At 45.9% G+C, this 15,596-nt stretch carries 19 protein-coding genes and 1 pseudogene; all 20 read left to right on the top strand.

Features of this window, described 5'->3' with window-relative positions; genetic code table 11:
* The first annotated feature begins 105 nt into the window (after positions 1–105).
* The 20 genes and pseudogenes from kefG (at position 106) to rpsQ (ending at position 15,573) form a co-directional block, all read left to right on the top strand.
* A complete protein-coding gene (kefG, locus tag AACQ21_RS08780) occupies positions 106–693 on the top strand; it encodes a glutathione-regulated potassium-efflux system ancillary protein KefG (RefSeq protein WP_029190037.1) in 588 nt (195 codons plus the stop codon).
* Positions 677–2,476, top strand: a complete 1,800-nt coding sequence (kefB, locus tag AACQ21_RS08775) for a glutathione-regulated potassium-efflux system protein KefB (protein WP_094124311.1) — start codon at positions 677–679, stop codon at positions 2,474–2,476. Before kefG ends, kefB begins: the two co-directional genes overlap by 17 nt.
* Before the next feature lie 31 nt (positions 2,477–2,507).
* Positions 2,508–2,708, top strand: a complete 201-nt coding sequence (locus tag AACQ21_RS08770) for a YheV family putative zinc ribbon protein (RefSeq protein WP_010318749.1) — start codon at positions 2,508–2,510, stop codon at positions 2,706–2,708.
* A gap of 97 nt (positions 2,709–2,805) precedes the next feature.
* Positions 2,806–3,402, top strand: coding sequence for a peptidylprolyl isomerase (gene slyD / locus AACQ21_RS08765; RefSeq protein ID WP_013855912.1), 597 nt, complete (start codon positions 2,806–2,808; stop codon positions 3,400–3,402).
* Between the two features lie 216 nt (positions 3,403–3,618).
* Positions 3,619–4,560: an isoaspartyl peptidase/L-asparaginase family protein gene (locus tag AACQ21_RS08760; RefSeq protein WP_013855914.1), complete on the top strand. Its 942-nt coding sequence runs from the start codon at positions 3,619–3,621 to the stop codon at positions 4,558–4,560.
* Positions 4,561–4,689: 129 nt separating this feature from the next.
* Entirely contained in the window at positions 4,690–5,988 is a 1,299-nt protein-coding gene (locus AACQ21_RS08755; protein WP_013855915.1) for an adenylosuccinate synthase, read from the top strand.
* A 218-nt stretch (positions 5,989–6,206) separates the two neighbouring features.
* Positions 6,207–6,842: a flagellar protein MotX gene (motX, locus tag AACQ21_RS08750; protein ID WP_013855917.1), complete on the top strand. Its 636-nt coding sequence runs from the start codon at positions 6,207–6,209 to the stop codon at positions 6,840–6,842.
* Positions 6,843–7,003: 161 nt separating this feature from the next.
* Positions 7,004–9,451 carry a ribonuclease R gene (gene rnr, locus AACQ21_RS08745; protein ID WP_105977614.1) on the top strand — a complete coding sequence of 816 codons (2,448 nt, stop codon included), beginning with the start codon at positions 7,004–7,006 and terminating at the stop codon, positions 9,449–9,451.
* 17 nt (positions 9,452–9,468) lie between these two features.
* Positions 9,469–10,208, top strand: a pseudogene (gene rlmB / locus AACQ21_RS08740) (23S rRNA (guanosine(2251)-2'-O)-methyltransferase RlmB).
* A gap of 423 nt (positions 10,209–10,631) precedes the next feature.
* A complete protein-coding gene (gene rpsJ / locus AACQ21_RS08735) occupies positions 10,632–10,943 on the top strand; it encodes a 30S ribosomal protein S10 (protein WP_001181007.1) in 312 nt (103 codons plus the stop codon).
* A 14-nt stretch (positions 10,944–10,957) separates the two neighbouring features.
* Positions 10,958–11,587: a 50S ribosomal protein L3 gene (rplC, locus tag AACQ21_RS08730; protein ID WP_013855921.1), complete on the top strand. Its 630-nt coding sequence runs from the start codon at positions 10,958–10,960 to the stop codon at positions 11,585–11,587.
* 16 nt (positions 11,588–11,603) lie between these two features.
* Positions 11,604–12,206, top strand: a complete 603-nt coding sequence (gene rplD / locus AACQ21_RS08725) for a 50S ribosomal protein L4 (RefSeq protein ID WP_010318759.1) — start codon at positions 11,604–11,606, stop codon at positions 12,204–12,206.
* A complete protein-coding gene (rplW, locus tag AACQ21_RS08720) occupies positions 12,203–12,505 on the top strand; it encodes a 50S ribosomal protein L23 (protein ID WP_010318760.1) in 303 nt (100 codons plus the stop codon). Before rplD ends, rplW begins: the two co-directional genes overlap by 4 nt.
* Before the next feature lie 16 nt (positions 12,506–12,521).
* Positions 12,522–13,346 carry a 50S ribosomal protein L2 gene (gene rplB / locus AACQ21_RS08715; RefSeq protein ID WP_013855922.1) on the top strand — a complete coding sequence of 275 codons (825 nt, stop codon included), beginning with the start codon at positions 12,522–12,524 and terminating at the stop codon, positions 13,344–13,346.
* Positions 13,347–13,366: 20 nt separating this feature from the next.
* Positions 13,367–13,645 (top strand): 30S ribosomal protein S19, encoded by a 279-nt coding sequence (rpsS, locus tag AACQ21_RS08710; protein ID WP_010318762.1) that lies wholly within the window; start codon positions 13,367–13,369, stop codon positions 13,643–13,645.
* A gap of 10 nt (positions 13,646–13,655) precedes the next feature.
* On the top strand, positions 13,656–13,988 hold the full coding sequence (gene rplV, locus AACQ21_RS08705; protein WP_026027327.1) for a 50S ribosomal protein L22: 333 nt from the start codon (positions 13,656–13,658) through the stop codon (positions 13,986–13,988).
* A 19-nt stretch (positions 13,989–14,007) separates the two neighbouring features.
* Complete coding sequence (gene rpsC, locus AACQ21_RS08700; protein WP_010318764.1) at positions 14,008–14,706, top strand: 30S ribosomal protein S3; 699 nt, start codon at positions 14,008–14,010, stop codon at positions 14,704–14,706.
* Between the two features lie 11 nt (positions 14,707–14,717).
* Positions 14,718–15,128, top strand: coding sequence for a 50S ribosomal protein L16 (gene rplP / locus AACQ21_RS08695; RefSeq protein ID WP_010318765.1), 411 nt, complete (start codon positions 14,718–14,720; stop codon positions 15,126–15,128).
* Positions 15,128–15,319, top strand: a complete 192-nt coding sequence (rpmC, locus tag AACQ21_RS08690; protein WP_010318766.1) for a 50S ribosomal protein L29 — start codon at positions 15,128–15,130, stop codon at positions 15,317–15,319. The genes rplP and rpmC overlap by 1 nt, the downstream gene beginning before the upstream one ends.
* A complete protein-coding gene (gene rpsQ, locus AACQ21_RS08685) occupies positions 15,319–15,573 on the top strand; it encodes a 30S ribosomal protein S17 (protein ID WP_013855925.1) in 255 nt (84 codons plus the stop codon). Before rpmC ends, rpsQ begins: the two co-directional genes overlap by 1 nt.
* Positions 15,574–15,596: the final 23 nt, after the last annotated feature.

Here is a 15,596-nt window from a genome sequence, read left to right as displayed (position 1 = left end):
TATCGCGTGGAATAGTAGGGGCAATAAGGATAAATGTCGATCATTATGCAAATTGCGTTATTATGCTTAATAACATATTGATAACTATTGGGAGCGCAGACAAAAATGTCCACCACCGTCATGCCTGACCAAACTACACCTAAAATATTGGTGATTTATGCGCATCCTGAGCCATTAAACTCCATCGCCAATCAAACCATGCTGCTCAATATTGCGTCACTTCCCCACGTCACAGTGCATGACTTGTATGCAACCTATCCCGATTTTTTTATCGATGTGCACGCAGAGCAGCAAAAACTACTTGAGCATGATGTGATTGTGTTTCAACACCCTCTTTATATGTATTCCTGCCCAGCGCTACTCAAAGAGTGGTTTGATCGCGTGCTTGCCAAAGGGTTTGCCTTCGGCGGACAGACGGCGTTGCATGGTAAATACTGGCGTAGCGTCATCACCACGGGCGGAAAAAAAGAAGCGTTTGATGAGCGGGGCTACAACAAATACCCACTGGATCAAATTCTCCAACCATTTGAATTAACCGCGGCTCTGTGTTGTATGAACTGGATGGAACCGTTAGTTCTCTACTGGTCACGTAATGTGAGTGATATGGAGCGCTATCAACACGCTGAGCATTATCGACACTGGTTGCAACACCCACTGGCCACACAAGGAGAGCTTGATGGCGTTAAGCGGTGATTTTTTACAAAGCAGCGTGGTGTTTTTAACCGCGGCTGTGGTGGCCGTACCGATTGCTCAGCGTGCAGGGTTGGGTTCGGTGCTCGGCTATTTGTTAGCGGGTGTAGCCATAGGCCCTTGGGGGCTGGGTTTAATCAGTGATGTGCAAGCCATATTACACTTTGCTGAATTTGGCGTGGTGCTGCTGTTGTTTCTGATTGGGCTGGAATTAAATCCCAAAAAATTGTGGCAGATGCGTGGGCCGATCCTTGGTTTGGGTGGCGCGCAGGTAGTGGTAAGTACCTTAGTCATCGCTAGTATTGCTTATCTATTAGGCGTTAACTGGCAGAGTAGTTTAGTGATTGGTATGGGCCTTGCGCTCTCTTCGACAGCAATCGCATTACGCGTAATTGAAGAGCAAGGGCTAACGCGCAGTGAGGCAGGCCAGTCTGGCTTTGCGGTACTGCTTTTTCAAGATATCGCTGTCATCCCAATGTTGGCCTTTTTGCCTTTGCTGGCAGGCAACGCGGGTGGAAGCTGGTTAGATGTGATTTGGATGTTGGGTGGCATTACCGCTTTGCTGGTCGGGGGGCATTTCCTCTTGAGCCCGCTGTTTCGTTATATTGTGACCAGTGGTGTGCGTGAACTTTTTACCGTTGCCGCCTTATTGTTGGTGATTGGGATTGCACTGTTAATGCAGCAGCTTGGCTTGTCAATGGCGCTCGGTACTTTCCTTGCTGGCGTGTTGCTGGCAGAAAGTGAATTTCGCCATGAACTTGAGATCGCGATTGAACCGTTTAAAGGGTTATTGCTCGGGCTATTTTTTATTGCCGTTGGAATGGCGGTTAATTTGGGCTTATTGGCGCAAGCGCCGCTGCAAGTGTTGGCGGCTGTATTAGGTTTAGTGGTGCTGAAAGGAGGAATCCTTTATCTCCTCGCACGTTTATCGGGTACACGTTCTAAAGCACGCAGCAAAATGGCGGCGATCCTCAGCCAAGGTGGCGAGTTCGCGTTCGTGATTTTCACTGCTGCAAGCGCACAGGGTGTGCTATCACAGGATCAAGTGGCCTTTTTGCTCGTTGTGGTCAGCCTGTCGATGGTCACCACACCTTTATTACTGACGATTCAGGACAAATGGTTTGCGCGAAAATTGAACCTCAGCAGTGACGATGAGATGCATTCCGATGTCGTCAATAAACAGCCGCAAATTATCATTGCGGGTTTTGGCCGTTTTGGGCAAATTGTAGGGCGTTTGATGTACGCCAATAAGATTAAAATTACCGTATTAGAAAGCGATGCCAGTCAAATTAAATTATTGAGAGAGTACGGTTATAACGTTTTTTATGGTGATGCGACTCAACTTGAACTGTTGCGCGCCGCGGGTGCAGAAGAAGCTGAGGCGATTGTCATCTGTACTGATGCGCCCGATGAAGTGATGAAAATTGTCGAGCTTTGTCAGCACCATTTCCCGCAGTTAAAGATCTTAGCTCGCGCTCGTAGCCGGGTAGAGGCGTATCAGTTACTCAGCCATGGGGTCGATAAATACTCGCGGGAAACTTTCTTAGGCGCTTTGGACCTCGGCCGACAAGTACTGGTCGAATTGGGCATGCACCCTTACCAAGCCAAGCGCGCCGAAGCACATTTTAGAAAACTCGATAATGCGATGCTCAAAGAGCTGCTACCGCAACATAACCAAGACAAACAACTCGCACTGCGCGCCAAAGAGGCACGTAAAGAGCTGGAAGAAATATTTGGGCGTGAAATGGATAATGATCGCCAATCTCGTCATTATTGGGAAAAATAACGCCAATCAATATTCAGTTGTAGGATGTAACGTGAAACAGAAAAAACGCTTTATTGCCGGTGCAAAGTGCCCAAGTTGTCAGTCACAAGATACTCTGCGCTGGTGGGTTGAAAACAACATAGAGCTCGTTGAGTGTGTCGAGTGCGACTACCATGAACAGCGAAAGCCCAAATCTGTAGAAAAAAGTGAACATGCTCGGCAAGAGATGATCGGGATTTTTAAACCAGAATAATTGAGTTTCTGGAATAGATCTTCATAATACGCCTCATACTGATCGATTTCTTAGGTTTGAAGATGACAACCTAGGAACAAACCTCCTTGGAGTTGTTATGAAAATTGAAAAGAACGTGGTTGTAAGCCTAGCCTACCAATTAGTATTGGAAGATGGTGCAGTCGTAGACCAATCAACAGTTGATGCACCACTAGATTACCTTCACGGTCACAACAATCTAATTACTGGCCTTGAAAATGAGTTGGAAGGAAAAGTTGTGGGCGATAAGTTCACAGCAACTATCGCTCCTGAAGAAGCGTACGGTGAATACAACGATGAGCTTGTACAGCGTGTACCTGCTGAAGTTTTCCAAGGCGTTGATGAAATTGAAGTGGGTATGCGTTTTCTAGCGGATACTGACCAAGGCCAAATTCCAGTTGAAATCACGGAAGTGGATGGTGACGAAGTAGTAGTTGATGGTAATCACATGTTGGCTGGCCAAACATTAACGTTTGATGTAGAAGTCGTTGCGATTCGCGCTGCAACTGAAGAAGAGATCCAACATGGTCACATTCACCAAGCTGGTGGCTGTGGACATGGCCACGACCATGACCACGATCATGATCATGAAGGTGGTTGCTGTGGTGGTGAAGGCCATGACCATGGTGAGAAAAAAGAAGGTTGTTGTGGTGGCGGCAGCTGCGGTTCACATTAATCATTTTTTGGTTGGTAGTGCCAAAGTAGGCAGTAATAACCGACTGATACAATGAAATGGAAAGCGTTAATCGTCATGCGATTAGCGCTTTTTTGTTGCTTGTTAATTATTACAGTACTCACTTGCCGCCTACCTGCAACTTCAAGTTATTTGGGTATAGTTAATGTGTAGAACAGAAGTGTATTGCCTCTCAATTTATTAAGTTAAGGAATTCTCATGTCACAACCTTTTGCTATAGCAATTCATGGCGGCGCTGGAACCATCATTCGTCAACAAATGAGCGAATCATTAAAGCGCGATATTTTGAACACGCTAGAAAGTGCTGTCCGAGCGGGGCATCAAGTACTGGCACAAGGTGGTGATGCACTGGATGCGGTGGTTGAGGCTGTGAAAATACTTGAGGACTCTCCGTTGTTTAACGCAGGAAAAGGTTCGGTGTTAACGCATCAAGAGATGGTGGAGATGGACGCTTCTGTCATGCATGGCAAAATGATGGACGCAGGTGCGGTCGCTGGGGTACGGCACATTAAAAACCCAGTGCAGCTCGCGCGTGATGTAATGAAGCACAGTGATCATGTGTTGTTGATTGGTGAGGGCGCAGAAGCGTTTGCTTTTACTCAAGGGCATCAATATACAGAACAAGATTACTTTTTTACTGAGCGTCGTTATGAACAGTTGCTGGCGATGAAAAGCAACAATCAATTTGCTTTGTCGGAATCAAAATTCCCAGATGACAAGAAATTTGGCACTGTTGGCGCAGTTGCATTGGATAAACAAGGCAACCTTGCGTCTGCTACTAGTACCGGTGGCATCACGAATAAAAAATTTGGTCGCGTCGGCGATTCTCCCATCATAGGTGCAGGAACGGTGGCTGAAAATGGTAATGTGGCGGTATCGACAACGGGCATGGGGGAATATTTCATTCGTAAAATGGTTGCCAGTGACGTTGCCGCTCGCATGCGTTATTTAAAAGAAGATGTTCATACCGCATGTGAAACCATTATTCAGGGTGAACTTAAAACGCTCGGTGGTGAGGGTGGATTGATCGCCATTGATGCGCAAGGCGACATTCATTTTGCAATGAACAGTTCTGGTATGTACCGTGCTTGTGTTGATCGTCAAGGAGAGCTAATCGTAAAAATATATTCGGATGAGTAACTTACGTGCCTAATAACTGAATCATTTATTAAGTTATATTTTTATGACATTTTCGTGTTTAAAAAAGGACTGCAAGGAAAAGGATTCGGTGCTAGAATCCTTTTTTAACTAGCAATCAGACTTGGAAAGATGGGAAATAACGTAGTCGTTCTAGGCACCCAATGGGGTGACGAAGGCAAAGGTAAAATCGTAGACCTTTTAACTGAAGATGCAAAATACGTGGTTCGCTACCAAGGCGGCCATAATGCAGGCCACACTTTGGTCATTGACGGTGAAAAAACCGTTCTTCATTTAATTCCATCCGGCATTCTTCGCAATAAAGTGAAATGCATCATCGGCAACGGTGTTGTGCTTTCACCTGACGCACTAATCAATGAAATGAAGCCTCTAGAAGAGCGTGGTATTCCAGTCCGCGAACGTCTTTTCATTTCTGAAGCTTGCCCACTTATTCTTCCTTACCACATTGCGCTTGACCAAGCTCGTGAAACGGCTCGTGGTAAAAAAGCAATTGGTACGACAGGTCGTGGTATCGGTCCTGCTTATGAAGACAAAGTGGCTCGTCGTGGTTTACGCGTTGGTGACTTGTTCGATATGGCTTCATTTGCAGAAAAGCTAAAAGAAGTGATGGAGTTCCATAACTTCCAACTTGAGCATTTCTACAAAGCTGAACCAGTAAGCTACGAATCTGTACTTGAGCAAGCACAAGGCTATGCTGATTTGCTGACTTCGATGGTGATCGACGTGACCGATGAACTTGATGCAGCGCGTAAGCGTGGCGACAAAATCATGTTCGAAGGTGCGCAAGGTACTATGCTTGATATCGACCACGGTACATACCCATACGTAACGTCTTCTAACACGACTGCTGGTGGTGTTGCTGCAGGTTCTGGTTTCGGCCCTCGTCATCTAGGTTATATTCTGGGTATCGCGAAAGCTTACTGTACTCGCGTTGGTGCAGGTCCATTCCCAACCGAATTGGATGATGAAATCGGTAATCACCTAGGCACGAAAGGCCATGAGTTTGGTGCTACAACAGGCCGTAAGCGCCGTTGTGGTTGGTTTGATGCGGTAGCGATGCGTCGCGCCATTCAAATTAACTCAGTCACAGGCTTCTGCTTGACTAAACTTGACGTACTTGATGGTCTAGAAGAGCTAAAAATCTGTACGGGTTACCAAATGCCAGATGGCTCAATTGCTCAAGTATCACCAATGGCAGCTGACGCTTTTGAAGCGGTAACACCTATTTACGAAACTATGCCTGGTTGGTCTGAAAATACTTTCGGTGCTAAATCAATTGATGCCCTGCCACAAGCGGCGCTTGATTACATCAAACGTATTGAAGAGTTGACTGGTGTACCTGTTGACATCGTTTCTACAGGTCCAGATCGTAACGAAACCATTATCAAGGTTCACCCATTTTCAGTTTAATGGTTGATTGATAAACGTTTTTAAAACCGGCTTTCAGAGCCGGTTTTTTTATACCTGTATTGATGATATTTTGTCCTTGGTGTGGCAATAAATGGCCGAATAACGGCAAATTTTGTCTAAAGAGTTTGCCGCACTGGTCGATAAAGTTATCAAGCCCAGCCCTAGATGAAACTGAGGCTATAATTTTAAGGCTATCGATAGACATAAAGAGTGCAGGTATGAAGCTACGAACGGTAGCAGCTTCATTGTTTTTAGCGCTGACCTCATCCTTGAGTCATGCCAACGTGGCGGAAGTGGGTGAGCCAGTCCCTATTTACACCGAAGCTGAACTAATCAAGTTAATTGAGCAAAATAAACATTTAGAGCAAGTCAAGGCCGATAACTGCCAATTGGTAGAAGATATTGTTGCGCGTGCTACTCGCATCAGCCTGCCTTCCTACGAGTTTTTGTATGGAGATATGCTAGCGTGGGGGGTCTGTGTAGATCAAGATGTCGAACTTGGCTTGTACTATATGGAAAATGCAGCTCATCAAGGTTTACCCGCTGCGTTAGAGCAGCTTGGGCGTTATTATTCGCGTGGTACTTTAGTACAGCAGGATAAAGAGCGAGCTATTCCCTATCTGCGTGAAGCCGCTGCGATGGGCAATATTAATGCTCGTATCCATCTAGCTGAGCTTTTGCTGCGTGATTATGGCAGCCCGCTTGATTATGAAGATGCTTATCGCTGGCTTTATAATTCGGTGACTATCGATCAAAGAATACATTCTCGGATCTCTATGCTCCGGCAGGGGTTAGAGCAGAGAATGCCACAAAATGTGGTTGCGCGAGCTAAGCGCAGAGATACGTTTTGGTAGCCTTCATTATTGCTTTTTTTATTTCGCCCACACGGTTGGGCGAAGTCATTTCTACGCTTTTCCTCTAACGCATTAGCCTATAATAATCAATACGCTGCTGTAGCTTCTGCCGTGAGTCAGTTATACTCTGGCTATCTCTCCTTGCTTTAGCAGGTCTGCCTATGTCTGAAATTATCAATAACGATCCTTTTGCGGATCGAGAATCTAGCAATTACGAAAATCCAATTCCAAGCCGAGAATTCATCCTCGAATTTCTAACCGAAGCCAATGTACCGATGAATCGTAATGATCTTTTTGAGGCATTGGGTTTATCTGGTGAAGAGCAATACGAAGGGCTACGCCGTCGTTTGCGTGCGATGGAGCGAGATGGCCAATTGGTATTTACTCGTCGCCAATGCTATGCATTGCCAGAAAAACTGGAAATGATCAAAGGTCACGTAATCGGACATAAAGATGGTCATGGGTGGGTTCGTCCTGATGGCAGCGTTGGCAAAGATAACGATGTTTTGCTACCTCATCACCAAATGCGTACCATTATTCATGGCGACTACGTGTTGGTACAACCGACAGGCACGGATAAAAGAGGCCGTAAAGAAGGGCGTTTGGTTCGAGTGTTGGAAGAACGTAAAACCCAACTGGTTGGGCGTTTCTTTCTCGAAAATGGCTACTCTTATGTCGTGCCCGATGATTCACGCATCACTCAAGACATCTTGATCCCTAATGAGCACAAAGGCGGAGCTCGCATGGGGAACGTGGTGGTGATTGAAATTACCGATCGTGGTGCCAGAGCAAGAGGAATGACAGGCAGAGTTGTTGAGGTACTTGGGGAAAATATGGCTCCCGGTATGGAGACACAAATAGCGATTCGCACTCACCAGATCCCTCATGAGTGGCCGCAAGAAGTATTAAAGCAAGTCGAAAACCTGAGAGAAGAAGTTCCAGAAGAGGCGAAGCAAGGGCGCGTGGATTTGCGTCAATTACCTTTAGTGACTATTGATGGTGAAGACGCGCGTGACTTTGATGACGCGGTTTATTGCGAAGCCAAAAAAGGTGGTGGCTGGCGTCTCTGGGTTGCGATTGCTGACGTAAGTTATTATGTACGCCCCGATACGGCTCTTGATAAAGAAGCGATCAACCGTGGTAACTCAGTTTACTTCCCATCGCAAGTCGTCCCTATGCTACCGGAAGTACTGTCGAACGGTCTTTGTTCACTTAATCCACAAGTCGACCGTCTATGCATGGTGTGCGAGATGACAGTCTCTGCAACGGGCAAAATTTCGGGTTACAAACATTACGAAGCCGTGATGAACTCTCATGCCCGTTTAACTTACAACAAAGTACACGCCATTCTTGAAGGGGATGAAGAGCTACGCGAACGTTATCAAGCTGTGGTTCCTCATCTTGAAGAACTCTATTCGATGTATAAGGTGCTAAAAGCAGCGCGTGATGAGCGTGGCGGTATCGAATTTGAAACGATTGAAACTAAGTTTATTTTTAATGCTGAGCGTAAAATCGACAGCATTGAACCTGTTGTCCGTAATGATGCGCATAAAATAATCGAAGAGTGCATGATCCTCGCTAATATTGCTTCAGCCTCGCTGGTGGAAAAAGCGAAAGAGCCCGCTCTGTACCGTATCCATGAATCACCGGGAGAAGAGCGTTTGACCGGCTTTAGGGATTTCTTAGGCGAGCTTGGCTTGAACTTAGCGGGTGGGCTAGAGCCTTCGCCAACCGATTACGCTAACTTAATGAAACAGATTGGTGAGCGCCAAGACAAAGAGTTGATCCAAACCATGTTACTGCGTTCCATGAAGCAGGCTGTGTATAACGCGGATAACTGTGGTCACTTTGGTTTAGCGCTCAAACGCTATGCGCACTTTACTTCACCTATTCGTCGCTACCCTGATCTCCTATTGCACCGCGCAATTAAATATTTGATTGCCAAAGAATCGGGCAATCACACCGACCGTTGGACAACCACAGGTGGTTATCACTACTCTTTTGATGACATGGACTTCTATGGTCAGCAATGTTCAATGACAGAACGCCGTGCTGATGATGCGACGCGTGAAGTATCTGATTGGCTCAAGTGTGAATACATGCAAGATCATGTAGGCGAAGAGCTTGATGGAGTCATAGCCAACGTGACAGGTTTCGGTTTCTTCGTTCGTTTAACTGAGTTGCACATTGATGGATTGGTCCATATTTCAACGCTAGCGAATGACTACTATCAATTTGATCCCGTGGGACAACGATTGATCGGCGAAAGTTTTGGCAACATCTATCGCTTAGGTGACGCCGTTAAAGTCAAAGTGTTATCCGTCAACTTGGATGATCGTCAAATTGACTTTGAAATCGTGGGCACTAGCCGTAAGCTGCGCGGAGAAGGCAAGACAGCGAAGAAACGTGCAACGGATGCACGAGAGAAAGCACGTGGCAAGAAGGTGACGTCAAGTAAAGGAAAGGCAACTCCTTTAGTTGAAGCGACTAAACGCCTAGATGAAAAAAGTAGTGAAGGCTCAAAACCTGAACGAAAAAAAAGCAAAACAACAAAAGCACGCAAAAAGAAACCCGCGGCCAAAGCAAATAAAGCGCGTGCTAGTAAATAACGATCAATGGGTAAATCATGAGTAACGAATGTATTTATGGTATTCACGCGGTCAGCGCTGTACTTGAAAAAGATCCAGCGCGATTGATAGAAGCGTTTGTACTAAAAGGGCGACAAGATGATCGTCTGCTTCCACTGTTAAATGAACTGCAACATTGCGGTGTCTCTATTCAACAGATGGGACGTAAAACATTGGATGACAAGGCTCAAGGGGCGAATCATCAGGGCATCATTGCTCGTGTAAAACCAGCAAAACAGCTTAATGAGCATGATTTAGAAGCAATCATCGCACAGCATGAACAACCGCTATTACTTGTTTTGGATGGTGTTACCGATCCGCATAATCTCGGCGCATGCTTACGTAACGCCGATGCTGCCGGGGTCGCTGCAGTGATCGTACCAAAGATAAGTCAGCACCAATGACGGCAACGGTCAGCAAAGTCGCTTGTGGCGCTGCTGAAACTGTGCCTTTAGTACGAGTGACGAATCTTGCACGTACCATGCGCGCCCTTCAAGAACAAGGCGTATGGTTTGTTGGCACTGCCGGTGAGGCGACGCATGACATTTACCAAGCCAAACTGACAGGGCCCCTTGCGATTGTTATGGGCGCTGAAGGGGATGGTATGCGCCGCTTAACGCGCGAAACCTGCGATGATCTGATTAAAATACCGATGGCGGGCACCGTTTCTAGCTTAAATGTATCAGTAGCGGCTGGGATCTGTCTGTTTGAAGCAGTGAGACAGCGCCAAGCTGTATAATTGTGCATCAGGGATAAAAGGATAGGGTAGTGAGTGCTCACCTCATCCTTCTATCCCTTCTATTACTTCCTCAGTGAAAGAAGAAATAGATAGTTTATAAGTTTAATTTCTACACAGCGCTTGCATGTGTAATGGTGATCTGTATAATGCACCGCACTGGTTAAATCCAGTTGTGAACCAATGAGCAGTGAGGAGTAAACTGACCTAGCTGTTAGTTTAGTAACGTATACTCAGCTTATGTTCGCAGTTAATACAATTAGCTCTGTTGCGTTTAGTAATAGATTAAAGTTAATCGAAAATTAACTGACAATGTGCCTAATCTTGGCACTACGGTTTCACATAAATCAATCGGCATTCTCTCGTTTTAACGAGTTTGAGTGGCGATATTGTTTGTGTAATTTTTAATTATTGGAGCTCTGTCTCATGCAGAACCAACGTATCCGTATCCGCCTAAAAGCGTTCGATTACAAACTAATCGATGCTTCTACAGCGGAAATCGTTGAAACAGCTAAGCGTACCGGCGCACAGGTTCGTGGTCCTATTCCACTTCCTACTCGTAAAGAGCGTTTCACTGTTCTTATCTCTCCACACGTCAACAAAGATGCTCGTGATCAGTACGAAATTCGTACTCACAAACGTCTAATCGACATCGTTGAGCCAACAGATAAAACTGTTGATGCACTGATGCGCCTAGATCTAGCTGCTGGCGTTGACGTACAAATCAGCCTAGGTTAAGGGAGATTAGAAGAATGATTGGTCTAGTCGGACGTAAAGTGGGTATGACCCGCGTATTTACTGAAGAAGGCGTTTCTATCCCAGTAACTGTTGTTGAGGTTGAAGCAAACCGTATTTCTCAAGTGAAAACTCTTGAGACTGACGGCTATGCAGCAATCCAGGTAACTACTGGTACTAAGAAAGCCAACCGTGTAACTAAACCAGAAGCTGGTCACTTTGCGAAAGCAGGTGTAGAAGCTGGTCGCGGTCTTTGGGAATTCCGTTTAGAAAACGGCGAAGAGTTTGAAGTTGGCACTGAGCTAAATGTAGAACTTTTCAACGAAGTTAAAAAAGTAGACGTTACTGGTACATCTAAAGGTAAAGGTTTCCAAGGTGCTGTTAAGCGCTGGAATTTCCGTACCCAAGATATGACTCACGGTAACTCTTTGTCTCACCGTGCACCGGGTTCAATTGGCCAATGTCAAACTCCAGGTCGCGTGTTCAAAGGCAAAAAAATGGCAGGTCACATGGGTGCTGAGCGTGTAACGACTCAAAACCTAGAGATCGTACGTGTTGACGCTGAGCGCAATCTGCTTCTTATTAAAGGTGCAGTACCAGGTGCAACTGGCGCTAACGTGATCGTCAAACCAGCTATTAAAGCATAACGTCTAGGAGTAAGTAATGGAATTGATGGTTAAAGGTGCTAACGCACTAACTGTTTCCGAAACTACTTTCGGACGTGAGTTCAACGAAGCCCTTGTACATCAAGTAGTTGTTGCGTATGCAGCAGGTGCTCGTCAAGGTACTCGTGCTCAAAAGACACGTTCAGAAGTTTCTGGCGGTGGCGCTAAGCCATGGCGTCAAAAAGGTACTGGCCGTGCACGTGCTGGTACAATTCGTAGCCCAATCTGGCGTACAGGTGGTGTTACTTTTGCTGCAAAACCACAAGATCACAGCCAAAAAGTAAACAAAAAAATGTACCGCGGTGCTATGAAGAGCATTCTTTCTGAATTAGTTCGTCAAGAGCGTTTAATCGTTGTTGATAACTTCTCAGTAGAAGCACCAAAAACTAAAGAGCTATTAGCTAAGCTTAAAGAACTTGAGCTTAACGATGTACTCATCGTTACTGGCGAAGTAGACGAGAATCTATTCTTAGCTGCTCGCAACCTATATAAAGTTGACGCACGTGACGTAGCGGGTCTTGACCCAGTTAGCCTAATTGCGTTTGACAAGGTTCTAATGACTGCAGAAGCAGTTAAGCAAGTTGAGGAGATGCTGGCATGATCAGTGAAGAGCGTCTACTAAAAGTTCTACGTGCACCGCACATCTCTGAAAAAGCAACTATGACTGCTGAGAAAGCGAACACTATCGTTTTCAAAGTAGCAAAAGATGCAACTAAGAAAGAGATCAAAGCAGCTGTAGAAAAGCTATTTGAAGTTGAAGTTAAGTCTGTAAATACTCTTATCACTAAGGGTAAGACCAAACGTCAAGGTCTACGCCAAGGTCGCCGCAGCGACGTTAAAAAAGCGTATGTGACTTTGAAAGAAGGTCAAGATCTTGACTTTGTTGGCGGCGCGGAATAACAGGAGTAGTTGAATAATGGCTATTGTTAAATGTAAGCCGACTTCCCCTGGTCGTCGTCACGTCGTTAAAGTTGTTAACGCTGACCTACACAAGGGTAAGCCATACGCACCTCTTCTAGAGAAAAACTCTAAGAATGGTGGTCGTAACAACAACGGTCGTATCACAGTACGTCATATCGGTGGTGGTCATAAGCAACACTATCGTTTGGTTGACTTCAAACGTACTAAAGATGGCATCCCAGCGAAAGTTGAGCGTCTAGAATACGATCCAAACCGTAGCGCAAATATCGCTCTAGTTCTGTACGCAGACGGCGAGCGTCGTTACATTATCGCACCTAAAGGTGTTCAAGCTGGTGATACAATCCAGTCTGGTGTTGATGCGCCAATTAAAGCAGGTAACACTCTGCCAATGCGCAACATCCCAGTGGGTTCTACTATTCACTGTGTTGAACTTAAGCCTGGCAAAGGTGCACAGCTAGCTCGTTCGGCTGGTGCATATGCTCAACTTGTCGCTCGCGACGGTACTTATGCAACTATCCGCCTACGTTCTGGTGAAATGCGCAAAGTACTTTCTGAAGGCCGTGCAACAATCGGTGAAGTTGGTAACTCTGAGCACATGCTACGTGAACTAGGTAAAGCTGGTGCTTCACGCTGGCGCGGCGTACGTCCAACTGTACGTGGTGTAGTAATGAACCCGGTTGACCACCCACACGGTGGTGGTGAAGGCCGCACATCTGGTGGTCGTCACCCAGTATCTCCTTGGGGTATGCCTACTAAGGGCTTCAAGACTCGTAGCAACAAACGCACCGACAAGTACATCGTACGTCGTCGTAATAAGTAATCTATATAAGAGGATAAGCCATGCCACGTTCTCTCAAGAAAGGTCCATTTATTGACCTACACTTGCTGAAGAAGGTAGAGAAAGCGGTGGAAAGCGGAGACAAAAAGCCTATTAAGACTTGGTCCCGTCGTTCAATGATCATTCCATCAATGATTGGTTTGACCATCGCTGTCCATAATGGTCGTCAGCACGTTCCAGTATTTGTCACTGATGAAATGATCGGTCACAAACTGGGCGAATTCGCACCAACTCGTACTTACCGTGGTCACGCTGCGGATAAGAAAGCTAAGAAGCGCTAAGGAGTAAATGATGGAAGCTATTGCTAAACATAACTTTGCTCGCATTTCTCCTCAGAAAGCTCGCTTAGTTGCAGATCTAATCCGTGGTAAATCTGTGGATCAGGCTCTTGAAATCCTAACTTTCAGCAACAAAAAAGCGGCTGTATTAGTTAAGAAAGTTCTAGAGTCAGCTATCGCTAACGCAGAACACAACGAAGGTGCAGATATCGACGATCTTAATGTCGCTAAAATCTTCGTAGATGAGGGCCCGGTCATGAAGCGTATTATGCCTCGTGCAAAAGGCCGTGCGGATCGTATCTTGAAGCGTTCAAGCCACATCACTGTTGTTGTAGCAGACCGCTAAGAGACTAGGAGAGTAAGCAATGGGTCAGAAAGTACATCCTAATGGTATTCGTCTTGGCATCGTTAAGCCTTGGAATGCTACATGGTTTGCTAACACCAAAGATTTCGCTGACAACCTAGACGGCGACTTCAAGGTACGTCAGTTCCTTACTAAGGAACTTTCAAAAGCGTCTCTATCACGCATCGTTATCGAGCGTCCTGCTAAGAGCATTCGTGTGACTATCCACACTGCTCGCCCAGGCGTTGTTATCGGTAAGAAAGGTGAAGACGTTGAGAAGCTACGCGCAGCTGTAGCTAAAATTGCAGGTGTACCAGCGCAAATTAACATCGCTGAAGTACGTAAGCCTGAGCTAGACGGCCAATTAGTGGCTGATAGCATCGCGTCTCAACTAGAGCGTCGCGTTATGTTCCGTCGTGCTATGAAGCGTGCGGTACAAAATGCTATGCGTCTAGGCGCTAAAGGTATCAAAGTGGAAGTAAGCGGTCGTCTTGGCGGCGCTGAAATTGCACGTTCTGAGTGGTACCGTGAAGGCCGTGTGCCTCTACACACTCTACGTGCTGACATTGATTACGCAACTTCTTCGGCTCACACTCAATACGGTGTGATCGGCGTTAAAGTTTGGATCTTCAAGGGTGAAATCCTTGGTGGTATGCCAGCTGCAAACGCTGTTGAGCCAAAGGCTGACAAGCCTAAGAAGCAGCGTAAAGGCCGTAAGTAAGGAGTCGACTGATGCTACAACCTAAACGCACTAAGTTCCGTAAGGTTCATACTGGTCGCAACCGCGGTCTAGCTAAAGGTACTGACGTAAGCTTCGGTACATTTGGTCTTAAAGCCGTTGGACGTGGTCGTCTAACTGCTCGTCAGATCGAAGCGGCACGTCGTGCAATGACACGTCACGTTAAGCGTCAAGGTAAAATCTGGATCCGTGTGTTCCCAGATAAGCCAATCACTGAAAAACCACTAGAAGTTCGTCAAGGTAAGGGTAAAGGTAACGTTGAGTACTGGGTAGCCCAAATCCAACCTGGTAAGGTTATGTACGAAATGGACGGTGTACCTGAAGAATTGGCACGTGAAGCGTTCCGCCTAGCGGCTCGTAAACTGCCATTCAAAACTACATTCGTAATTAAACAGGTGATGTGATGAAAGCACTAGATCTACGCGCAAAAAGCGCTGAAGAGCTTAACGCTGAGCTACTGAATTTGCTACGTGAACAGTTCAACTTGCGCATGCAAGCTGCAACTGGTCAACTACAGCAAACTCATACTTTGAAAGCTGTACGCCGTGATATCGCACGCGTTAAAACTGTTTTGACTGAGAAGGCAGGCGAATAATGAGCGACAAAATTCGTACTCAACTAGGTCGTGTTATTAGTGACAAGATGGATAAATCTATCACTGTTGCTATCGAGCGCATGGTGAAACACCCAATTTACGGTAAATTCGTAAAGCGTACGACTAAAGTACACGCACATGACGAAAACAACGAGTGTGGCCTAGGCGATACCGTTGAGATTCGTGAGTGTCGTCCTCTGTCTAAGACTAAGTCTTGGACATTGGTTAAAGTTATAGAAAAAGCGAAGATGTAATCATCGTTATTCTATGATTTTAA

This window comes from Vibrio sp. V01_P9A10T6 (assembly GCF_963877065.1).
Lineage (GTDB): Bacteria > Pseudomonadota > Gammaproteobacteria > Enterobacterales > Vibrionaceae > Vibrio > Vibrio anguillarum.
This window is presented reverse-complemented; position numbering and strand designations above follow the sequence as displayed.